Below are 22,341 nucleotides of genomic sequence, written 5' to 3'. Positions count from 1 at the left end.
GCGCCTCGCGCGAGGCCGGCCACAGCCGCGTGCCTGCGCCGCCGCACATGATCAGGGGGATAATTCGTCGGTCCATTGGTGCCTCAAGTCTGTCGTGTCCGCGGAAGACACATCAAAATTGCGCGAAGGCCGCCATGATCGACGGCCGCGATCTGGCCAGGGAGCCGTGCCAGGAGCGGTATCACGCGAATCCGCGGCAGGGTCGGGATTTTAGCGGTATTGTAAACTTCCGGTATGTGTCCGGCAGCCCCCGTTCCGGCCTCTTTAGCCGCCCCGGCAAGCCTGTCGCAAGTGCTCTCCGGCCGGCTATTGCCAGATCGAGGCAGAAACCATACCAAGGCGGCGAATTCGGGGGCGCGAAGGCGTTTTGCGCTGTTTTTGACACATTCCTGAACCTGGCAAACGCGGGCGAAATGCGCCGGATCCTGCTTTCTACCATCAAGATACTGATCTCGGCCGCGCTGCTGTATCTTTCGTTGCGCAAGGTCAATCTGTACGACCTCGCCTCGCGCATCCAGGTCCGGAGCCTCGGCTGGCTCGTCCTCGCGAGCGCGATCACCATCCTGCAGATCTTTCTCGGCGTCTTGCGCTGGCGCGAGGTCAGCGCCGAATGCGATGCGCCGCTTCAGACCGGCCAGGCGATGCGCTTCAACATGATAGGCACGTTCTTCAACCAGACGCTGCCGTCATCGATCGGCGGCGATGCGGTCAGGCTCTGGCTCGTCGCACGCGGCGGCGCGGGCTGGCGCGCGGCCACCTATTCGATCTTCGTCGACCGCGCGATCGGACTGATCGCGCTGGCCGTCGTCATCGCCGCGGCGTTGCCATGGAGCTACCGGCTGATCTCCGATTTCCGCGGCTGGTCGGCGCTGCTGCTGCTGGATCTCGCCGCACTCGGCGCCGGGTTCGGCTTCCTCCTGATCGGCGTCTTGCCGTGGCCATGGCTGAAGCGCTGGTGGGGCACGCACCACATCCATGCCTGTGCCGTGATTGCGAACCGCGTGCTGTTCGGCCGCGAGCACGGCCTGAAGGTCACGGTGCTCTCCATCCTCATTCACGTCGTAACCGTCGTGATCGGCTGGTGCGTGGTGCGATCGATCGCGGCGCCGGTGACATTCGGCCAGATGTTCCAGCTGCTGCCGCCGGTGATGCTGATCACCATGATGCCGGTCTCGATCGCGGGCTGGGGCGTGCGCGAGGCCAGCATGGGGCTGGCGTTCGGATATGCCGGCCTGATCGCCAGTGAAGGCGTCAATGTCTCGCTGCTGTTCGGTGCCGCGACGTTCCTGGTCGGAATCCTAGGGGGCCTGGTCTGGATCCTAAGCCCCGAAAAGGCTGCCCACGGCAGCCAGCCGATCGAAGTGCCAGCAGAGGTGTCAGGAGCGAAATAAGCCGTCAACCAGAATGACCAGTTTTGAAACCCTCCTATCGTTCATTGCCGCGATTCTTGCTGCGGCGGTCTCGGCCATCCTGATCCAGGTGACGCGACCGATGCTGCTGCGCGTCACGCTGGCCAAGCCCAATGCCCGTTCCTCGCACAAGATCCCGACGCCACAGGGTGCTGGCATCGCAGTGACAGCGGCCACGCTGCTTGCCGCCACCATGGTGGTCGCGTTGGCAGGGGCGCCGGAGCTGACGCTTCCGTTCGCGGTGTTCGCGGCCACCCTGTTCATCGCTGTGGTGGGGTTCGCCGACGACGTCCGGCCGCTGCCGGTGCCGCTGCGGCTGCTGCTGCAGGCGGCCGCCGTTACCGCCGTGGTGCTGGCCGCTCCGGGCGATCTCCGGATTGTTCCGGGCTCCCCGCTCTGGCTCGAGCGCGCCCTGCTGCTGGTCGCCGGTCTCTGGTTCGTCAATCTCGTCAACTTCATGGACGGACTGGACCTGATGACGTCAGCCGAGGCGGTGCCCGTTACGGCGGGTGTCGTCCTGCTCGGAATCTTCGGCCACGTCCCTGTCGCCACCACCATCGTTGCCGCCGCGCTATGCGGCGCGCTGCTCGGCTTCGCGCCGTCCAATCGGCCGGTGGCGAAGATCTTCCTCGGCGATGTCGGCAGCCTGCCGATCGGCCTGTTGCTCGGTTGGTGCCTCCTGGAGCTTGCGCTGCATCGGCAGATCGCGGCCGCGCTGCTGTTGCCGATGTACTATCTGACCGATGCGACGGTGACGCTGCTGCGCCGCATGGCACGGCGCGAGCCGTTCTGGGCCGCGCATCGCTCGCACTTCTATCAGCGCGCCACCGACAACGGATTCACCGTGTGGAATGTCGTCGGCGAGGTGTTCGGGCTCAATCTCGTGCTGGCGCTGCTCGCGATCGCTTGCGTCGTCCTCAACTCGGCGGCTGCCGATATCGGTCTGCTGCTGGTCGGGTTGCTGGCGGTCGCCCTGCTGCTGCGTCGGTTCTCGCGGCCGCGAACGTCATGACGCGCGGTGCGTGGTCGGATCAGATTGGCGCATCCAGTGCGCGATTCAGCCCTTCATCGAGAGTAAGCGGTGGCCGCCATCCAATGCCGGCAACCTTCGAGAGATCGAGCTCGAGCGACCCGAGCAGGCTGTCATTGGCCTCCCTGCGGCCGCTGGCCTTGAGCAGCGCGCCCAGCAACGGGATCGGCATTCGGAACAGGCGTGGCGTGGTCCGCGCCGCCCGGGCCAGGCGTTCGATGAACTCTCCGGTCGAGACCTGCTCGCTGTCGGCGACCAGGAACACGTCGAACGTCTTTCCCGGATGCTCCAGACGGTGCATCACGAACGAGGCCAGGTTCTGCACCGACAGGAACGCGCGACGGTTGTCGACATTGGCCAAGGGAAGCGGGATGCCGCGCCGCACCGCCTTCTCGAGCAGCGCGAAGTTTCCCTTGGCCCCAACGCCGTAGATCAGGGGCGGGCGAACCACCGTCACCCGCATGGCACTGCCCTCGACGAGCTGCATCAGGCCGACTTCGGCGGCGGCCTTCGACATTCCGTAGAGGCCGCGCGGTGTCAGTTCATCGTCCTCACGAAACGGCGGACGCTCGTTGTTGCTGCGCCCGTGCACCAGGATCGTGCTGATGAAGATGAAGTCGCGGACGTCGGCCGCCATCGCGGAGCGCGCCAGGTGCAGCGTGCCCTCGATATTGACGTTGCGGTACAGTTTGACCGCATGTTCTTCGTTCTGGCGATGGACGCGCGCGGCGAGATGGATCACGGCATCCACACCCGCGAGCGCGGCATGCCAATCGGTGGACGGGCCCAGCTCGCCGATTTCGAAGTCATTGGCGTCCCGGGCGCCGGTACGGACGGCGCACCGAACCAACCAGCCGTTCCGGGCAAGCGCCGGCACCAGATGGCGGCCGACAAAGCCATTGGCGCCAGTAACCAGGACCGTGGGAGTGCCGTCCGTCATGCCACCTGCCCCGCATCAGAACCGCCCAGCAATTCCCGGATCAGCGCGGCGTAGCCGTTAAGGGCCCGGTCGGGACTGAACGTCCGCGCCGCCGCGACAGCGCGCTCGGCCATCGCAGCGTCCGGCCCCTGCGCGGCCTGCTTGACCGCGTTGGCGAGTTGATCGGGTTTGCCGGGTGTCACGACCCAGCCCAGCCTGTTTTCCTTCACGGTTAGCGCAGCCTCGGCTTCGGGTTCGGAAACGAGAATGACGGGTCGGCCCGCCGCGAGCAGATTATAGAACCGGCTGGGGACCGACACGCCGGCGACGTCCTTGCGATAGGGAATGAGCCAGACGTCAGCGCTGGAGAGTAACGCGTCGAGGTCCTTGTCCGCAACGCGCTCGACCAATGTGACATTGGCAAGCCCGGCAGCGGATTGCATCTCCTTGAGCCGGTCGAAGCCGATGCCCCAGCCCGAGAGCAGGAAATGGATGTCGCTTTGTCCGGCGAGCAGTCGTGCCGCCTCGAACACGATGTCCGGGTCGTGGGTGAAGCCGAGATTGCCTGATAGTCCGACCACGAAGCGCGCCGCAAGCGCCGCGCGAAAGGGATTGTCCGGACTGACCGGGCGGATCGCGGGCGTGAGCGTGGTCCAGTTCGGAATAAACCTGATCTTGTCGAGCGACATTCCGCGGTAGCTCAGCAACAGCTTCTCGGCGTCGCGCCCGATTACGACGACCGCGTTGAGCGCCCGGAACATCAGTGCGTTGATCGCGCGCATCGCCCGCCCAACGAGCGATGAGGAGCGCAGCAGCCCGGCCATCACGAGTACGTCGGGGAACAGGTCATGCAGGATCAGCGCCGACTTCGCTCCCTTGAGCCGTGCCGCGGCCACCACCGCATAAGGTAGCACGAAGGGCGCGGTCACCGTCAGCGCCACGTCGCCGCGCTTGAGCTGCGCCAGCAGCGCGAAGAAGATCCGCATCGTGAACAACGCCTCCGCCAAGGCGCGCTTGACGAGCGCTGACTTGCCCGGCAGCCAGTTCCTGATCTCAACGACGACCGGCAGTCCGGGTGCCGCCGGCTTGGCCGAGCCCAGCATCCCCGACACCACCATCACCTCCACATCCGCTGCGACTCGCTCGGCGATCGCGGCCATGATCGCGGCGGTCGTTGAGTGATCCGGCGGATAATGCTGACTGACGACGACGACTTTGCTGGGCTTGCGCATCAATGGCTTTCGACACGGTATTGCAACGCCGACCGCACGACGGCTCGATTAGTAGGCAGCGTCCGAGCTGAACTCGGGCACGGCATCCTTCAAAACGGCGCGGATAGTTACGCGATCGTCCTTAGCGATCGCCTCCTCCAGCGCGGCTAGCCACTTTCGCATCGTCAACAAGGGCGACTGTTTTGGTTTAGCTGCCATAATACCGGCCACGCCGATTTCGATCGTAGGCTCCTGATTTGCGAACAGGATCTCGTTCAAGCGCTCGCCGGGACGGATGCCACTGAACACTATCTCGACATCGACGCCGGGCTGCAGACCCGACAGACGGATCATCCGCTCGGCCAGGTCAACTATCTTGACCGGCTGCCCCATATTCAAGACATACACAGATACGTCTGGCCGCGCTGGCGTTATTGCATGCGTTGCCGCCATTACAACAAGGTCGCAGGCTTCGCGGATCGTCATAAAATAACGGACCATGTCTGGATGGGTAACCGTGACCGGACCACCCGCTTCAATCTGCGCCTTGAACTTAGGCACAACCGACCCATTCGATGCGAGTACGTTGCCGAAACGCACCGAGATTAGACGCATATGCGACTTTCCGGCCGACTTGACCATCAGCTCGTGATCCAGAGACTGGCAGTACATTTCGGCGAAACGCTTGGTCAGACCAAGCATCGACACAGGCTCAATTGCCTTGTCAGTCGAAATCATAACCATCGCAATAGCGCCAGCCGCCAAGGCAGCATCAGCCACGTTGACCGAGCCAAAAATATTGGTCTTGACGCCTTCGCTCCAGTCTCGCTCGAGGATCGGAACGTGCTTGAGCGCCGCAGCGTGAAACACGATGTCAGGCCTGAACTCGCACGTGAGGCGAATGATACGCTCGCGGTCACGAATATCAGCGATGCGCCCCTCGACAATGACGTCGGTCTCACGTGCTGCCAACGCCTCGGTGATTGCATAGAGTGCGGGTTCCGAATTCTCAATTATCAGCAAACGAGAAGCTCCAAAGGTCGCGACCCGTTCACAAATTTCGGCGCCAATTGAACCACCACCGCCGGTTACGATGATGGATTTGCCTTTCACAAGCGCCTCGAGCCGAGCGTAGTCGATCGCCTCCATAGGGCGTAACAGCAGGTCTTCAACCGCGACATTGGTGAGCCTTGGCGTATCGCCGCTTTCCAAGGATGGCAGACGGCTCACGACCAAACCCAACCGCCTAGCACGCATCAGCACGCTCTCAGGATGTGCCTCGGGGGCGAACGCTGACGGCGTCATGACCACGCGCTTGATCGGCTTCCGGCGGCTTTCAAATTCTCGAATTACAACATCGAAGTCGTCGACCCCACCGACCACCGGGATGTTGCGAATCTTCTGACCCCTGTCCGCCTCCGACGGCGACAGCACACCAACCGGCCAAAGCCGCTTTATGGCACCGTTCTCTATTCCACGCAGCACGACTTCGGCGTCCGCGGTGCGCCCGACTAGCAAAGCAGAAGCAGCATGATCGGACCGTGCATGATGTCGGGTCCGAGAATAGCGAAAATAGCGATAACCTAAGCGCAGCGTACTCAGCGCGAACACCTCGAGGAAAAAGAAAAGGATGATTGTGACACGCCCGAGCAATACGAAACCAGGCGAGCGCGCACCAGCGAACAGGAACGTATAGTCCAGCACCACGAGCGTAAGCGTTAGCAGCACCGAGACGCGCAGAATATTCAGGGCATCAGGAAGAGATGTGAAACGCCATTTTGAGGTGGTCAGATTGCAAGCATAGCAGACAACGATGCTGAAAAGGACGAACCACGGCAGAATGCGGAGCAGCAGCGGCAGCCGTTCGTCGAGTAGTTCGCCGTCAAAACGGAGATAGAAGCTCGCCGACAATGCAAATGCCGTGGCGATCGCATCATGAACTACAATCAGGACGTTACGCGGCGTGAATTGTGAAAAATGCGTCATGAGACGAAACGATATGGGCCACTCGACGTCTTGCGATGCGGCATAAGGGGGCTGATAGCGCATCTATGCCGTATATGCCAGCAATCGAAAGCATTTTTAACGTCAAATCCTGCGCGCATTGAGTGATCGCTCCTTCAGCACCATGCCGCCAGCGACGCCGACACCGAGTACATACATCCAACCTTCGTGGAAATCGAAGATATGAGAATTAAAGAGCGAGGTGAAGATGTTCTGCACGACTACAAGCAGGCCGACCCAACTAACCAGCCCATCACCGCGGAAAAGCAGGAGATGCAGCGTCCAGATCCCGAACAGCACCACGATGCCGACAAGGCCCCATTGTACCGCAACGTTCAACGTCTGATTATGCGGATTGCCGATCACTTCGCTGGAGGCTTGGTTGGGTACCGCTGTCGCGGCGCGTTCAAACAGGCCCCGCGTCGCGCCCGTCCCGTGTCCGATCACTGGCGCCTCTGAGAAAAAGCCGAGCGACTTGCGCCAGAACTCGAGCCGGAGTCCGATCGAGGTCGGAATGTTCTGTTCCTTGTAGAGCCTGTAGTCACGGGTAAATGTCTCGGCTGTCCAACGCAAGTGTGGCGAGGAAAACCAAGCCGCCACGGCGAGCAAGACGACCGCGCACATCAGCAAGGCGATGCTGCGCCACCGCAGATGGAGCAGTGCAAACACCGCAAACAAGATTGGAACGGTGACAACCGCAGTCCGCGACACCACCACGAAAACCATATTTGCAAAAAAACCGAGTGCCACAGCGATCAGCAGCAGAGCCATCGCTACCCGCTTTTCCCGTAGCAGCGTCACGACCGGGTAGGCGAGTGCGACCGCGCACAGCGTGAATTCCTGACTCTGGTCGATGTAGTTTTTGACGAAGACGCCGCGCTCTGCGAAGTCTGGCGGCTTGAGCGAAAGTTCTGGATGCAGCAGCACGAGCCAGGACATCAGCATAAGTAGCGCGCACGAGATTAGGAAAGCAACCAACACCCAGTTTCCGCGTGTCGAAAACTGGAAATGATACATCAGGAACGGGAGGACAAGGAGTTTAGCCGTCGGCCCGACTGCATACAGTCTCGCTCCCCAGGCAGCGTCGGACCACAACGTACCTGTCAGCGCGAGGACAAACAGCGCAACAGGCGCTGCGCTGATCGGCCGCTTCAATAGAGTCCAGAACACCGGCAGGTTGAGCGTCGGAGTGATGACGATCAGTAGGACCACACCAAAGATGCCGACGAGCGACGTCGACCAGGGCAACGATAGCGCGATCAAAATTGCGACCACGTCGCTTGTCGTTCGCCAGCGGGCTGGATCGCGCCAGATCGGCAGTGTGGCAGCCTTCTCGTTGGCCGAGTGCGCGCTCACGCCCCGCCTCCGCGGGCGCGATCGACCAGCGACGTAGTGCTGTGGCCGGGCAGGATGTCGATCAGCAGCACCTCGCCGCCGGCGGCTTCGACGATCTCGTGACCGACCACCTGCTCGCGGGTATAGTCGCCGCCCTTGACCAGCACGCTCGGCCGCACTTTCGTGATCAGGTTGATCGGCGTGTCCTCCTCGAAGATCGCGACGAGGTCGACGGCTTCGAGCGCCGCCAGCACTTCGGCACGGGCGCGGGCGTCCTGCACCGGACGCCCCTCGCCCTTCAGCCGCTTCACCGAGGCGTCGCTGTTGAGGCCGACGACGAGACGGTCGCAGGCGCGGCGCGCCGCGGTCAGCACCCCGACGTGGCCGGGATGCAGGATGTCGAAGCAGCCATTGGTGAAGCCGATGCGCAAATCCTGCGCCCGCCAGTCCGCCAGATGAGCGTCGATGTCGCCGCCGGCCGCGACGATCTTGTCCTCGGCCGCGAGCGAGGCGTGCGGCAGGATCCTGCGCCGCAATTCCTCCGGCGTGACCACGGCGGTGCCGGTCTTGCCGACCGCGACGGCGGCGGCCGCGCTCGCCATCCGCAGCGCGCCTTCCCAGTCGGCGCCGCCGGCCAGCGCAAGCGCAAGCATCGCGGCGACCGTATCGCCTGCGCCCGAGACATCGCGCACCTTGACCGGCAGCGCAGGCACATGCACGGCCTCGCCCGATCGCGTCACCAGCGTCATGCCGTGCTCGCCCTGCGTCACCAGCATTGCCTCGCAATCGGCGAGGTAAATCGCGTCGGGCGCGGCCTGCGCGATGCTCTCCTGTGTGTCTGCGCGGCTGCGGGTCGCCTCGGCAAATTCCTTGCGGTTCGGCGTCAGCACCGTGGCGCCGCGATAGATCGCGAGATTGGCGCTCTTGGGGTCGACGATCACGCGTTTCTTCGCGTGGCGCGCGGCGTCGATCACGTTGCGGATCACACGCGCGGTGAGCACGCCCTTGGCGTAATCGGACAGCAGCACGATGTCGGCGCGCGCCAGAAGCGGCAGGATCGCGTCGATCAGCTGCTGCTCGATTTCGGGCGCGGCTGGTGCGGCGAGCTCCCAGTCGGAGCGCAGCATGTGGGTGGAGAAATGCTCGGAGACGAAACGGACCTTGCGCGTGGTCGGACGCGCAGCATCGCGCACCAGCACGCTTTCGATGCCACTTTCCCCGGCCAGCGCCGCCGCGAGCGCGACGCCGGCGGCGTCGTCGCCGATCAGGCCGACGAAGATGCAGCGTCCGCCGAGCGAGGCGATGTTGCGCGCGACGTTGCCGGCGCCGCCGATATTGGTCTCGCTGCGCCTGACCGCGATCACGGGCGCCGGCGCCTCCGGCGAGATCCGCGACACCTCTCCGTAGACGAACTCGTCGAGCATGAGGTCGCCGATGCAGAGCACGGTCTGGCCGGAGATCGCTTGCGAGAGGACTTCAAAATCGAACATCGGTGCCTCAGCGATAGCGATCGGCGCGGTCGAGAAACCCCGTCACATAGGCGTCGACCGCCTGCTCCAGCGGGGTGAAGCCGCCATTGTAGCCGGCGCGCCTGAGGCGATCGACCTCGCTCTGGGTGAAATATTGGTAGCTGCCGCGAATCTGCTCGGGCATGTCGACATACTGGATGTTGGGCGCAAGGCCGAGCGCGCCGTAGGCCGAAACGATCAGGTCCTTGAAGCTGCGCGCCTTGCCGGTCCCGACGTTGAAGAGCCCGCTGACCTTTGGCGTCGCGAGCAGCCACATCACCACCCGCACGACGTCGTCGACATAGATGAAGTCGCGGCGCTGGTCGCCGTCGGCGATGCCGTCACGATGCGACTTGAACAATTGCACGGCACGGCCATTCCTAATGTCGTCGAAGCGGCGCGCCAGCACGCTCATCATCGTGCCCTTGTGATATTCGTTCGGGCCGAACACGTTGAAGAATTTCAGGCCGGTGCACTGCGGTGGCAGTCGCTCGCCCTTCGCCGTGCGCTCGGCGACCGCGAGATCGAACAGTTGCTTGCTCCATCCGTAGAGGTTCATCGGGCGTAACCGCTTCAGCGCCGCAACCGAGGGATCGTCGGCAAAGCCCTGCTCGCCGTCGCCATAGGTCGCCGCCGATGAAGCGTAGATGAACGGCGTGGTATTGGCCGTGCACCAGTCGAGCAGCCGCAGCGAAAGGCGGAAATTTGTCTCGATCACCAGATCGCCGTCGGTCGCCGTGGTCTCCGAGATCGCCCCGAGATGGACCACGGCGTCGAGATGCCGCCCGCGGAGCCAGTCCAGCAGTGCCGCCGGAGGAACGAAATCGGCCAGCTGCCGCTTGGCCAGGTTCCGCCACTTGCCGTCATGCCCGAGGATATCGGAAACCACGACGTCGCTGCGCCCGGCCTCGTTCAGCGCGGCGACCACGTTCGATCCGATAAAACCGGCGCCGCCGGTTACCAGAAACATGACGAAATCCTGCCCAAAGTTCCATCCATACCCATTGCGACCGTCACCTTTGCCCCACTCCCGCGCCGCAGGCAACGCCGGCTTTACCTCCTGATGCGAACCGGTTACCGACAGGGCCCGATCGGTGCGGCCTGGCACATACTTAGATATGAATTCAGATTCAATATTAGGGATCGAGACCGAGGATGGCTCTAAGGCGAGTCCGATCCTGGTCGTGCCCTATATGTGGATCGGCGATTTCGTACGCGGCCACACAGTGGTCCGGGTGCTCAGGAAGCGTTGGCCGCACCGTCCGGTCGACCTGCTGGTCACCCGCCAGTGCGCGCCGCTGGTCGATTACATGCCCGGCGTCCGCAAGGGTATCGTGATCGACCTGCCGCGCGGCCGGCTCGCGCTCGCACGGCAATGGGCGCTGGCGGCCGAGCTGCGCGCACGCGCCTATGCCACGGCGCTGGTGCTGCCGCGAACCTGGAAGGCGGCCATCGCGCCTGCGCTGGCCGGCATCCCCGAGCGGGTCGGGTTCTTCGGCGAGGCCCGGTTCGGCCTGATCAATGCAATGCGCTGGGGCGAGAAGAAGCTGCCGCGCTTCATCGACAAGAACGCGGCGCTGGCGCTGCCCGATGGCGCAGCGCTGCCGCCGGAATGGCCGGTGCCGCAGCTCGAGGTCCCTGCCGATGAGGTCGCGCGCTGGCGCCAGGCCAACAACCTCGGCGACGGTTCCGCGATCGCGCTGGGGCCGGGCTCGGTCGGCGCCTCGAAGCGCTGGACATATTATCCGGAGGCCGCGCGCCTGTTTGCCGAACGGGCCCTTGATGTCTGGGTCGTCGGCGGTCCGGCCGAGAAGGCGCTGGCGCAGGAGATCACGTCGACAGGCGGCGCCCGGGTCCGCGACCTCACGGGCACCGATCTGCGCAACGGCATCCTGGCGATGGCGGCGGCCAGCGTCGCGATCACGAACGATTCCGGGCTGATGCATATCGCCGCTGCAATCGGCACGCCGACCATGGGCATCTTCGGCCCGACTGATCCCTACCTCTGGGCCCCGCTCAACGGCCTCGCCGCGACGGTGCGGCAGACCAGGAGCAAGCTGCCGTGCCAGCCCTGCCAGCGTACCGTCTGCACGATGAACGACCATCGCTGCATGCGCGACATCGCGGCCGTCGAAATCGTCGATACCGCCCAAGGCATCTTGGCTCAGATCAACGTGCGATAGACCGCGGCAATCGCTTTTGCTTCGGCACCGAGGCTGAACTTGTCCACAACCCGCGCCCGAGCCCGCGCGCCCATCGCGCTTGCTGCCGCAGGATCGCGCATCAAAGGCTCCAGCGCCGCGACAAGCGCATCGGCATCGCCTGATGGCGTCAGAACGCCGGTCACGCCGTCCTCGACGACGAATTCGGCGGCGCCGGCGCGCGACGCCACCAGCGCCGCGCCCGCGGACATTGCCTCGATCAATGTCAGCCCAAAGCCTTCGTTGCGCGAGGTGAAGGCGTAGATCGTCAGCCGCCGGTACCAGCGCACGACGTCCTCGATGTCGAGCTCGCCGGTGATGATGATGCGCGACTGCAGGCCGGCCGCCGCGATGCGCCGCTTCAGATCATTGGCGAACGCCTGCTGTTCCGGTACCACGGCGCCGACGATCACCGCGGTGAAGTCCGGATAGCGCGGCAGCAATTTGCACATCGCATCGACGAACACGTCGCTGCCCTTCTGGGCACGCACCCGGCCGAAGCATCCGATCGCATAACGCCCCGGCAATCCGCTCTCGGCAAAGGCCGCAGCGCGATCGGCCGGCGGCGCGTAGCTGTCGGTATCGACGCCATGCATCACGACGGTCGCTTCCCGTTTCAGATAGGAGGCCGACAGCGGACTGGTGGCGATGATCGCGTCCATGTTGCGGATCAGCCAGCGCGTCAGCCAGGTATGATGCCGCTGCGCCGCCGAGGTGAATACCAGCTTCAGCGGCCAGCCGAGCGCACGCAGGACCAGCCCCGCGATCATCTCGTCGTTGCGCCGCGCGTGCCAGATCACTGGCGTCGCGCGCCGCCACAGAAACATCAGATCCCGAAACCCCATCGCGGCAATGCCGTCGGGCCGGTGCGAGCCGAGCCACGCCGCACGGAGCATGCCTGCGAGCTTCGGCGCGACCATGCGGTTGGTCGCGGTGACGCCGGAATAGCGCCTGTGCAGATTCGGCACGATGAGCTGCAAGTCATCAGCGGATTCGTTCTCGATCGGCACGCAAGTCTCCGTTTCGCGCCAGTTCCTATACGCAACATTAATCATAGTGGCCAGTTCGACCGCGACGAAACCCCCTCTTCACCCCGTCATCGGTAGCATCCCGCGTTGAAGACATCGGGAGAACTTTGACCATGACCGTGCTCGTGACCGGCGGCGCCGGCTATATCGGAAGTCACATGGTTCATGCACTGGTCGATGCCGGCGAAAGCGTCGTCGTGATCGACAATCTCTCCACAGGCTTCTCCGCCTTCCTGCCCGAGGGCGTGCCGCTGTTCATCGGCGATGCCGGCGACGAGAACCTCGTCGAGGGCGTGATCGCGCAACACCGGGTCGAGAGCATCATCCACTTCGCCGGCTCGGTCGTGGTGCCGGATTCGATGCGCGATCCGCTCGGCTATTACCGCAACAACACCATGACGACGCGAAGCCTGCTCAGCGCGGCGGTGAAAGGCGGCGTTGCTCGTTTCATCTTCTCCTCGACCGCCGCCGTCTACGGCAATCCGGACCAGGTGCCGGTACCCGAAATCGCGCCGACCCGGCCGCTGTCGCCCTACGGCTCGTCGAAGCTGATGACCGAGATCATGCTGCATGACACGGCCGCTGCACACGGCCTGAACTACGTCGTGCTGCGCTACTTCAACGTCGCCGGCGCCGATCCGAAAGGCCGCGTCGGGCTTGCCACCGTCGGCGCCACGCATCTGCTCAAGATCGCGGTCGAGGCCGCGACCGGCCAGCGCGCCAAGATCGATGTCTACGGCACCGACTATCCGACCCAGGACGGCAGTTGCATCAGGGACTTCATCCATGTCAGCGATCTCGTCGAGGCGCATCGCTCCGCGCTGTCCTATCTGCGTGGCGGCGGACAGTCGGTGACGCTGAACTGCGGCTATGGCCGAGGCTATTCGGTGCTGGAGACGATCGAGGCGGTGCGCCGCGTCTCGATGCGCCATTTCGCGGTGTCGTACGCGCCGCGCCGGCTTGGCGACATCATGACCATGGTCGCCGACACGACGCGCGTCCGCTCGCTGCTCGACTGGACGCCGCGCTATGACGATCTCGAGACCATCGCCACCCATGCACTGGCCTGGGAGGAGAAGCTGTTCCGGGAACGCGGCGGGCTGCCGTTTCAGGCAGAATCGGCCTAAAGATCAAGCCTTTATTGGGCTTGAAAAAGCCCCGCCAAGCGGGCAAGGAGTCTCCGCAACCCTGACGGCTGGCCGCGCCACGCCGTCAATGGAACGCGGATGGCCCAGTTTCCAAAGAAAATCACCGACGATCCCTACGGCGCAGCGATCCTGATTCGCCGCCTGGTCTTGGAACAGGGGATCACCTACTGGCGGCGCTACCTGATGGCGTTCGGCCTGATGGCCGTTGCGGCCGGCTCGACCGCGGCGGCGACCTACGTGCTCGGTCAGGTCATCAACCAGGCCTATGTCGACAAGAACGTCCCCGGCATCGCCATGTTCGCCGGCGTCACCTGCGTGTTGCTGTTCATCAAGGGCGTGGCGACCTACGGCCACATGGTGATCCTCAACAAGATCTCCAATGCCATCCTCGCCGGCAACCAGCGGCGGCTGTTCGCCAAGCTGATGAGCGAAAGCATCGGCTTCTTCTCGACGCGGCATTCGTCCGAGTTCCTGGCGCGGCTCACCGCCGGCGCCAGGTCGATCACCGACGTGCTCAACATGCTGGTCAATGCGATCGGCCGTGACTTCCTGATGCTGATCAGCATGCTCGGCGTGATGGTGTGGCAGGATCCCCTGATGTCGATCATCGGGTTCGTCGCGGTGCCGCCGGCGATGCTCGTGCTGCGCAAGCTGGTGAAACGGATCAAGGGGCTCGCCTACAACCAGTTCACCGGCACCGCGGACATCCTGGAGACGATGCAGGAATCGCTGCAGGGCATCCGCACCGTAAAGGCGTTCACGCTCGAAGACACAATGCAGCAGCGGATCGACGATCACATCGCGACCGTCGAGCGCAACGCCAACAAGATGGCGCGGGTCGCCAACCGCTCCAATCCGCTGATGGAGATGCTGGGCGGCTTTGCGGTGGCCGGCTGCCTGCTCTATGGCGGCTACAGCGTGGTGGCGCTCGGCGCCACGCCCGGCCAGTTCTTCTCCTTCCTGACCGCGTTCCTGATGGCGACCGAGCCGGCCAAGCGGCTGGCCCGGCTCAACATCGATCTCAACAGCCAGCTGGTCGGTGCGCGGATGCTGCTCGAGGTGGTCGACAGCCCGGCGAGCGAGCAGTCCGACGACGACAAGCCGGAGCTGAAGCTGACCGACGCGCGGATCGAGTTGCGCGACGTCTCCTTCGCCTATCGCCCCGGTGAGCCGGTGCTGAACCACATGAGCTTCACTGCCGAGCCGGGCAAGGTCACCGCGCTGGTCGGGCCCTCCGGCGGCGGCAAGTCGACCGTGCTGGCGCTGCTGCTGCGCTTCTACGAGCCGACTGATGGCACGATCCTGATCGACGGGCAGTCGGTCTCGGCGGTGTCGCGAAAATCGCTGCGCCGGCAGACCGCCTATGTCGGGCAGGACGTCTACCTGTTCCGCGATACCATCCGCGCCAACATCGCCTTCGGCAGGGATAGCGCCACCGAGGCCGAGATCGTCGAGGCGGCCAAGGCGGCTTGCGCCCATGACTTCATCATGAGCTTCCCGCTCGGCTACGACACGCCGGTCGGCGAGCACGGCACCCAGCTCTCTGGCGGCCAACGCCAGCGCATCGCGGTCGCCCGCGCGCTGATCAAGAACGCGCCGATCATCCTGCTCGACGAGGCCACTGCGGCGCTCGATTCCGAATCCGAGAAGCAGGTGCAGGAAGCGATCGAGCATCTCTGCCGGAACCGCACCACGATCGTGATCGCGCACCGCCTGCACACCATCATGCATGCCGACGCCATCCTCGTGGTCGAGGGCGGCGAGATCGTCGAGCGCGGGCGCCACGAGGAGCTGTTGCGCCGCGGCGGCCGCTACGCCTCGTTCTTCCGGCTGCAGCACCACCATGACACACCGCCGGCGCTGGCGCCGATCAGCGCGACGGGCTAGACCCATTTCCCTCACGAGCAGCGAGACCATCTCATGAACGTCGCGTCCTCCGTCATCCCGCTTCCTCCGCAGGCCTCGCTTCCCGTCGTCGGCGAGGGCGGCATCTACCCGGTCCGCCGCATCTGGTGTGTCGGCCGCAACTATCTCGAGCACATCCGCGAGATGGGCAATGACGAGCGCGCGCCGCCCTTCTTCTTCGCCAAGCATGCCGACATGCTGGTCGCCGACGGCGCCACCATCCCCTATCCGCCGCTGACCAAGGATTTGCATCACGAGGTCGAGCTCGTCGTCGCGCTGAAGAGCGGCGGGCTGAACATCCCGGCCGACAAGGCGCTGGAGCATGTCTACGGCTATGCCGTCGGCATCGACCTGACCCGCCGCGACCTGCAGCTTGCCTCGCGCAAGAAGGAGCGGCCGTGGGAGATCGGCAAGTCGTTCGACCATTCCGCGCCCTGCTCCGCGATCCAGCCGGCCGCGAAGATCGGCCATCCGACCAGCGGCAAGATCTGGCTCACCGTCAATGGCAAGGAAGCCCAGAAGGGCGACCTCACCGAGCTGATCTGGAACGTGCCCGAGATCATCTGGCAGCTGTCCCAGCAGGTGAAGCTCGCCGCCGGCGACATCATCATGACGGGCACGCCGGCCGGCGTGTCGCAGCTGCAGCCCGGCGACGTCATCGAGTGCGGCGTCGACGGTGTCGGCACGCTGAAGGTGTCGATCGGCAAGCCGGAATAGGACGAGCCGTTACGGTTCACGGACAGGCAAGAGCCCCGGACGTCGCGTCCGGGGCTCTCTTGTGTCGACCTTCTTTTTGTACGGGCCTTCCACTGCGTTTTCGAGCGACGCGTAAGGAAAACGCGTCAAGAACCTGGAGCTAGTGCCTCTCGGTGACGTGCGACGCGGCAGGGCCGAGATGGGTCTTCTCGTATTCGAGCCAAAGCTCGAGCAGGGACATGAATATCACCACGCCCCCTGCTGCGATGCTGAAATGCATCGCGCGGCTGTGGGCGAAGCCGAGCAGCCAAGGCGAGGCGATCAGCCAGCAGCCGACGGCGAGATTGATCCACTCCTCCCAGACGGAAAACGCGACGATCGCCGCCAGCGACAGCAGCGCGATCACCGCACCACTCAGCCTGAGATCGATCGCCGCGGCCGGATTGGCGCGCACGAACATCCAGGGCGCGGCGAGCAGGAAGATCGCGACCACGAGATTGTAGACATCGAGCGCCGATTCACTCCGCCATTTCATCATGTCAGGCCCTCCATTGAACTCAGCTCCGCTGCGGATGCGCATCCGCAGCGTTGATGTCCTTGCCGGTGTAGTCGGTCATCAAGGCCGTCGCGATCAGGGTGATGACCGCACAGACCGCGATATAGATCGCAATCGCAGTCGCGGATTTGTAGACGCCGAACAGCCACGCCGCGATCAGCGGCGCGGGGCCGCCGGCGATCACGGAGGCGAGCTGATAGCCGAGCGAGCAACCGCTGTAGCGCAAGCGTCCGGTGAAGCTCTCGGCGATCAGCGCAGCCTGCGGCCCATACAGCATGTCGTGCGGGATCAGTGACAGCACGATCGCTAGGAAGACGATCGGCTCGGATCCGGTATTGAGCATGGCGAAGTAGATGAAGCCGAACACGCCGGTTACGACGGCGCCGATCATGTACATGTTCTTGCGGCCAATCTGGTCGGACACGTACCCGAACACCGGGATCGAGACGAACGACACCACCGAGGCGGCGAGCACCGCCGTCAGCAACAGGTCCCGCGTGAAATGAAGCGTGCCGATGCCGTAGGAAAACACGAAGGCTGTGAAGATGTAGAACGGCGCCTGCTCAGCCATGCGCGCGAACGCCGACAGCAGGATCTCGGTTGGATGCTCCCTGATCACCGTCAGCATCGGCGTGCGGTCGACCTGGCGCTCGGCCAGCAACTTCGAGAACACGGGCGTTTCCATGATGCCGAGCCGGATGTAGAGGCCGACGGCGACCAGGATGAGGCTGAGTGCGAACGGAATCCGCCAGCCCCATGCCAGGAACTTGTCGCCCGACATCTGGCTGAACGCCAGCACGGCGAGATTGGCGATGAACAGGCCGCAGGGCACGCCGAATTGCGGCCACGAGGCGATCAACCCGCGCGAGCGGTTGTTGCGCGCCCATTCCATCGACATCAGGACCGAGCCGCCCCACTCACCGCCGACGCCGACGCCCTGGATGAACCGCAGCACGGTCAGGATCACCGCGCCCCAGATGCCGGCACTCGCATAGGTCGGCACCACGGCGACGGCCGCCGTCGCCAGTCCCATCAGAAGCAGCGTCGCGATCAGCGTCGACTTGCGGCCGATGCGGTCGCCGTAATGCCCGAAGATAGCCGCGCCGATCGGGCGGGCTACGAATCCGACCGCATAGATCGCGAACGCCTCCAGCGTGCCGACCCAAGGATCGGAATGCGGAAAGAACAGCTTTGCGAATACGAGACCGGTGACGGTGCTGTAGAGGAAGAAATCATACCATTCGATCGCGGTCCCGATCGTGGACGCGATCACAGCCCGACGAAGCTGGAGCTGATGCTCGGATGGGCTGAGTTGGGTGGCGTCGAGGCCAAGCGTTGCCATGGGAGCATCTCCCTCGGTCAGGCCCCCGCGAAGATGGTTGGTTCGGTCGTTTGATCACAAACGATCCAGCATCTCCGACAGTTCCAGCGGAACTGGAACCAGGGGCTAGAACTTTGGTCGAACGCACTCCCGCTTGAGGCGCAAATCACCTCGACGACCTCGACCTCTGACGCAGGCGCATCTCGCAACAATGAGAAAGCCCCGTGCTCTGGCTCCGGGGCTTTCGCCTTGCGCAGGCGCTGCTGCTGGCGCTCAGGCCGTGCGGCGATAGGGGATGTATCCAGGCGTCCACATCTTGGCGCGGATGCGCTGCTCGATCTGGTCGATCGCAACGTCGGTGACGAGCCCTTCCTTGTGCGCCTGGAGCGCGACCGCGAGCGCGACGCTCTCCGCGACCTCGCGCAGTGCGCTGACCGGCGGAAGCAGATTGTGCTTGGGGTTGTCTCGTGCCGGCGAGGAACTCGCCAGCGCCTTCGCAGCGGCCATGAACATGCCGTCGCTGACGCGGCTGGTGCCGACCGCCAGCGCGCCGAGGCCGACACCTGGGAAGATGTAGGAGTTGTTGGTCTGGTCGACCCTTGAAGCGGGCGCCGTCGCGCGTGATCGGCGGGAACGGGCTGCCGACGCCGATCAGCGCCCGCCCTTCGGTCCAGGCCTCGATATCCGCGGGCGTTGCTTCCTCGCGCGAGGTCGGGTTCGACAGCGGGAAGATCACCGGCCGCTTGTTGGCCTCCGCCATCGCGCGGACGATCGGCTCGGAGAAGGCGCCGGCCTGGCCGGACACGCCGATCAGCACCGTCGGCCGGGCGTTGCGCACGACGTCGAGCAGCCCGATCTTGTCGGGATGGCTGAGCTTCCAGTCGCCGATCGCCTGCCTGTTCTGGACGAAGGGAAGCTGGAACGGGGCAAGCCCGGTCATGCCCTCGAGCAGCAGCCCGTCGCGGTCGACCATGAAGAAGCGCGTCGCCGCCTCGCGCTCGGAGAGGCCGGCATCGCGCATGGCGGCGCGGATCTGGCTGGCGATGCCGCAGCCGGCCGAGCCTGCGCCGAGCACGGCGACGCGCTGTTCGGTGAGCGGCACTCCCGTGACGTTGATGGCGGCGAGCAGAGCGCCGGTCGCGACCGCCGCGGTGCCCTGGATGTCGTCGTTGAAGGTGCAGAGCCGGTCGCGATAGCGATCGAGCATCCGCGTCGCATTGTTCTTGGCGAAATCCTCCCATTGCAGCAGCACGCGCGGCCAGCGCTTCACCACGGCCGAGATGAAGGCCTCGATGAAGTCGTCGTACTCCTGGCCGCGGACGCGCTCGTTGCGCCAGCCGATATAGAGCGGATCGGCGAGGCAGTCCGGATTGTCGGTGCCGACGTCGAGCAGGATCGGCAGCGTCGTCGCGGGGTGCAGGCCGCCGCAACCGGTATAGAGCGCCAGCTTGCCGATCGGGATGCCCATGCCGCCGGCGCCCTGGTCGCCGAGGCCGAGGATACGCTCGCCGTCGGTCACGACGATTGCCTCGACCTTGTCGAAGCGCGGGTGCGCGAGGATCCGATCGATCCGCCCCTTGTGCGGGATACTGAGGAACAGGCCGCGCGGCTTGCGGAACAGGCGGCTGAAGTGCTGGCAACCCTCGCCGACGGTCGGCGTGTAGACGATCGGCAGCAGCTCTTCCAGGTTGGAGACGAGGAGCGCGTAGAACAGGGTCTCGTTGGTATCCTGCAACTCGCGCAGGAAGGCATAGCGCTCGAGATCGGTCTCGTAGCCGCGCAGCGCCTGGAGCCGGCGCGACACCTGCTCGTCCAGCGTCAGCACGCTGGGCGGCAGCAGGCCGTGCAGATCGAACGCGTCGCGCTCGGCCTCGGAGAACGCGGTGCCCTTGTTCAATTGCGGATCGGCCAGCAGCTCGTAGCCGCTCAGCGCAGTGGTCGCGAAAGCTCCTGATGTCTCCGACATGACGAGGTCCCTTCGGTGCGGAATGCCTGACGGGACTGTATCACTCCAGTGTAACGGATCGGAGAGCGAAGGACATCGTGCCCGGCAAGGTTGAACGTCGCCCGACACGCCCCAGCTCCGGACAGACGTCGATATACCTTGGTATGGCCTCTCTGAACCTTGTCATGCCCTGTGCTTACGCTCGTACAATTGAGCGATGGAGCGAGCCTCTCGATACTCGCGGCTGCCCTAGCCTCGAACTTCCCGCTCCGGAGGCGCGACCAACGATAGCAATCCTCTTTAGGCGGGCGCGAGTTGCGTGATCAGGATCACTGCTCCCGGGTGTGAATTGCAAGACTGTTACGAGAACAAAGCGTCTGCTGGACTGCGGGTTCGTTGAGGAACACTCAAATGATCGTCAACATTCAGAAGCTTAATGGCCTGTGGCACCTCATTGTCGGGTCGTGCAAGATCCGGACTCCGTTCCTGGAGACTCAGGACCGGGAGTGGGTCGTCGCGTACGCCAGGCGCGTCTATCCCGGCGCCAGGGTTTTCGAACGCGACTGATTCCCGCCGCTACGTCTCGCAGCTCACGCCCCAGTTCTGAGCGCATCGCGCCACTAGCCCCGGGTCTATGCGTCTCAGAAAAAAGGCCTGGAGCGAGCTCCAGGCCTTTTCCTTGCCCCGAGCTATCTTGCTGCCGCAATCACCGCAGCGCCGACACCACGATCAGGCCGAGGATCAGCGCGGTCACCGAATACTTCAGCGTGTAGTAGACGTTGCGATTCCACTCCTTGACCTTGCGGCTGGCGAGATGGATCTCGTAGAGCTTGCCGAACACCTTGTTCAGCGCGCCGACATGCTCGCCGTCGACGTTCTGCGTGGCCGAGGCCTTGACGATGTTGTGGCTGACCCAGCGGTTCATTCGGGTCATGAAGCCGTACTTCATCGGACGCTCGACGTCGCAGAACAGGATGATGCGGTTGACGTCCGTGGTGTTCTCGGCGCTGTGGATGAAGGTCTCGTCGAACATGAAGGCCTCGCCGTCGCGCCAGACGCATTCGACGCCGTCGACCAGGATGCGGCACTTGTTCGAGTTCGGCGTGACGAGACCGAGGTGATAGCGCAGCGAGCCGGCGAAGGGATCGCGATGCGCCCCGAGCTTGCCTCCCGGCGGCAGCATCGCGAACATCGCGCCGTGCACGCTCGGGATCGAGTTGAGCAGCTCGACCGTTTTCGGGCACAGCGTGCGCGCCGACGGCAGGAAGTCGTCATACCATTTCAGATAGAACCGCTTCCAGCCGCTCTTGAAGAACGAATAGAAGCCCCAGTCGTTGTTCTTGGCGGCGGCGCGGATGAAGCCCTCGTCGAACAGACGGGTGGCCTCGTCCCGGATGGTTTCCCAATTGTCGCCAAGCTTCTTCAGCTCGGGAAACTGCTCGACCGGGATCACCGGCGTGTTGGGCACGGCCGAGCCCGCATACATCAGCACGTTGTAGGGCGCGAGGTAGGTCGGGTGGTCGCCGAGCTGGCGCGCGAAGCGCAGCCGCTGCTTGCCGCGGAAGTGAACGTAGAGAGTGGAAGCCACCAGCACATACAGAATGACGAGCTGCGGCGCGAAGAGTTGTCTCAACATGTCGATCTAAGATCGCAGCCGGTCGACGCTATCGGCCTCCCTCCCCCGAGGGAGGATGGCGAGAGCGCATCGATGTCAGCGAAATCCCCCTTTGGTCGCAAATTGGCTCCGCGGCACGATCCGGATCACACCCCCAGCCGCGGGGCCGTCTTGATTGTTGTAAGCATTCGCTCACCGAAAGTGAAGGGTGGCTCCTATACTGGAACTGCTGACCGCGAGCGCTCGCGGAAGCGAGACGCGATGCGCAACGAGACGAAATTCATTCGAATTATCAACGTGATTTGGGCAGAAAAAGATTTCGCTTTCGCCGTCGGGCAAATCAGATGTTCAATTCCGCCCGTCCCACCCGATTGAGGGGCGGCTCGCGATCGTCACGAACGTGGTGTGGGATGCGGTGGACGCCGCATGCGTGGCTGACGAGAGCGCATGAGGCGGACGGCGAAATCGTGCAGGCCTGACGCCCTGGTGGCAGGTGTCCTCTCGCAAGAC

19 protein-coding genes and 1 pseudogene are annotated in these 22,341 nt (G+C 64.2%); 7 read left to right on the top strand and 13 right to left on the bottom strand.

Translation table 11 applies throughout. The annotated features are described in order from the left end of the window. The coding region (locus JQ586_RS31730) for a sugar phosphate nucleotidyltransferase (RefSeq protein ID WP_212395637.1) at nt 1–76 on the bottom strand (76 nt) is incomplete at its 3' end. Between the two features lie 337 nt (nt 77–413). Between JQ586_RS31730 and JQ586_RS31725 the strand changes: the two genes are divergently transcribed. Together JQ586_RS31725 and JQ586_RS31720 are read left to right on the top strand one after the other, a co-directional pair. Continuing rightward, nucleotides 414–1,391 (top strand): lysylphosphatidylglycerol synthase transmembrane domain-containing protein, encoded by a 978-nt coding sequence (locus JQ586_RS31725; protein ID WP_212398571.1) that lies wholly within the window; start codon nt 414–416, stop codon nt 1,389–1,391. 13 nt (nt 1,392–1,404) lie between these two features. Further along, the gene (locus tag JQ586_RS31720) at nt 1,405–2,421 is read left to right on the top strand and encodes a glycosyl transferase (RefSeq protein ID WP_212398570.1); all 1,017 of its coding nucleotides are present in this window, start codon (nt 1,405–1,407) and stop codon (nt 2,419–2,421) included. A gap of 19 nt (nt 2,422–2,440) precedes the next feature. Here the strand turns inward: JQ586_RS31720 and JQ586_RS31715 are convergent, their stop codons facing one another. The 6 genes from JQ586_RS31715 to rfaD all read right to left on the bottom strand — a co-directional run bounded on the left by JQ586_RS31715 (nt 2,441) and on the right by rfaD (nt 10,386). Next, entirely contained in the window at nt 2,441–3,379 is a 939-nt protein-coding gene (locus tag JQ586_RS31715; protein ID WP_212398569.1) for an NAD-dependent epimerase/dehydratase family protein, read from the bottom strand. After that, nucleotides 3,376–4,590, bottom strand: a complete 1,215-nt coding sequence (locus JQ586_RS31710) for a glycosyltransferase family 4 protein (protein WP_212398568.1) — start codon at nt 4,588–4,590, stop codon at nt 3,376–3,378. The genes JQ586_RS31715 and JQ586_RS31710 overlap by 4 nt, the downstream gene beginning before the upstream one ends. A 48-nt stretch (nt 4,591–4,638) precedes the next feature. After that, complete coding sequence (locus JQ586_RS31705; protein ID WP_212398573.1) at nt 4,639–6,555, bottom strand: nucleoside-diphosphate sugar epimerase/dehydratase; 1,917 nt, start codon at nt 6,553–6,555, stop codon at nt 4,639–4,641. Between the two features lie 102 nt (nt 6,556–6,657). After that, the gene (locus JQ586_RS31700) at nt 6,658–7,929 is read right to left on the bottom strand and encodes an O-antigen ligase (RefSeq protein ID WP_212398567.1); all 1,272 of its coding nucleotides are present in this window, start codon (nt 7,927–7,929) and stop codon (nt 6,658–6,660) included. Further along, nucleotides 7,926–9,398 (bottom strand): D-glycero-beta-D-manno-heptose-7-phosphate kinase, encoded by a 1,473-nt coding sequence (gene rfaE1 / locus JQ586_RS31695; RefSeq protein WP_212398566.1) that lies wholly within the window; start codon nt 9,396–9,398, stop codon nt 7,926–7,928. Before rfaE1 ends, JQ586_RS31700 begins: the two co-directional genes overlap by 4 nt. A gap of 7 nt (nt 9,399–9,405) precedes the next feature. Further along, nucleotides 9,406–10,386, bottom strand: a complete 981-nt coding sequence (rfaD, locus tag JQ586_RS31690; protein ID WP_212398565.1) for an ADP-glyceromanno-heptose 6-epimerase — start codon at nt 10,384–10,386, stop codon at nt 9,406–9,408. A gap of 148 nt (nt 10,387–10,534) precedes the next feature. Between rfaD and waaF the strand changes: the two genes are divergently transcribed. Further along, on the top strand, nt 10,535–11,599 hold the full coding sequence (waaF, locus tag JQ586_RS31685; RefSeq protein ID WP_212398564.1) for a lipopolysaccharide heptosyltransferase II: 1,065 nt from the start codon (nt 10,535–10,537) through the stop codon (nt 11,597–11,599). Here the strand turns inward: waaF and JQ586_RS31680 are convergent. Next, nucleotides 11,581–12,672, bottom strand: a complete 1,092-nt coding sequence (locus JQ586_RS31680) for a glycosyltransferase family 4 protein (protein ID WP_212398563.1) — start codon at nt 12,670–12,672, stop codon at nt 11,581–11,583. The genes waaF and JQ586_RS31680 overlap by 19 nt on opposite strands. An 86-nt stretch (nt 12,673–12,758) precedes the next feature. On the opposite strand from JQ586_RS31680, the gene galE reads away from it, so the two are divergent. From galE to JQ586_RS31665, 3 genes are all read left to right on the top strand, one after another. Then, nucleotides 12,759–13,772: a UDP-glucose 4-epimerase GalE gene (galE, locus tag JQ586_RS31675; protein WP_212398562.1), complete on the top strand. Its 1,014-nt coding sequence runs from the start codon at nt 12,759–12,761 to the stop codon at nt 13,770–13,772. Between the two features lie 99 nt (nt 13,773–13,871). Further along, entirely contained in the window at nt 13,872–15,680 is a 1,809-nt protein-coding gene (locus tag JQ586_RS31670) for an ABC transporter ATP-binding protein (RefSeq protein WP_212398561.1), read from the top strand. A gap of 33 nt (nt 15,681–15,713) precedes the next feature. Next, on the top strand, nt 15,714–16,415 hold the full coding sequence (locus tag JQ586_RS31665; protein ID WP_212398560.1) for a fumarylacetoacetate hydrolase family protein: 702 nt from the start codon (nt 15,714–15,716) through the stop codon (nt 16,413–16,415). A 139-nt stretch (nt 16,416–16,554) separates the two neighbouring features. Here the strand turns inward: JQ586_RS31665 and JQ586_RS31660 are convergent, their stop codons facing one another. The 4 genes and pseudogenes from JQ586_RS31660 to JQ586_RS31650 all read right to left on the bottom strand — a co-directional run. Further along, nucleotides 16,555–16,932 carry an SPW repeat protein gene (locus tag JQ586_RS31660; RefSeq protein WP_249148449.1) on the bottom strand — a complete coding sequence of 126 codons (378 nt, stop codon included), beginning with the start codon at nt 16,930–16,932 and terminating at the stop codon, nt 16,555–16,557. Nucleotides 16,933–16,951: 19 nt separating this feature from the next. Next, nucleotides 16,952–18,292, bottom strand: a complete 1,341-nt coding sequence (locus tag JQ586_RS31655) for an MFS transporter (RefSeq protein ID WP_212398558.1) — start codon at nt 18,290–18,292, stop codon at nt 16,952–16,954. Between the two features lie 252 nt (nt 18,293–18,544). Then, nucleotides 18,545–18,817 carry a malic enzyme-like NAD(P)-binding protein gene (locus JQ586_RS41205; protein ID WP_283815504.1) on the bottom strand — a complete coding sequence of 91 codons (273 nt, stop codon included), beginning with the start codon at nt 18,815–18,817 and terminating at the stop codon, nt 18,545–18,547. A 115-nt stretch (nt 18,818–18,932) separates the two neighbouring features. Then, nucleotides 18,933–20,237: pseudogene (locus JQ586_RS31650) on the bottom strand (NAD-dependent malic enzyme); the annotation flags it as partial. Nucleotides 20,238–20,627: 390 nt separating this feature from the next. Between JQ586_RS31650 and JQ586_RS31645 the strand changes: the two are divergent. After that, the gene (locus tag JQ586_RS31645) at nt 20,628–20,783 is read left to right on the top strand and encodes a hypothetical protein (RefSeq protein WP_212398557.1); all 156 of its coding nucleotides are present in this window, start codon (nt 20,628–20,630) and stop codon (nt 20,781–20,783) included. Between the two features lie 139 nt (nt 20,784–20,922). Here the strand turns inward: JQ586_RS31645 and JQ586_RS31640 are convergent, their stop codons facing one another. Further along, nucleotides 20,923–21,852: an aspartyl/asparaginyl beta-hydroxylase domain-containing protein gene (locus JQ586_RS31640; protein ID WP_212398556.1), complete on the bottom strand. Its 930-nt coding sequence runs from the start codon at nt 21,850–21,852 to the stop codon at nt 20,923–20,925. Between the last annotated feature and the right edge of the window lie 489 nt (nt 21,853–22,341).

Source organism: Bradyrhizobium jicamae (assembly GCF_018130215.1).
Taxonomy (GTDB): Bacteria; Pseudomonadota; Alphaproteobacteria; order Rhizobiales; family Xanthobacteraceae; genus Bradyrhizobium; species Bradyrhizobium jicamae_A.
This window is presented reverse-complemented; position numbering and strand designations above follow the sequence as displayed.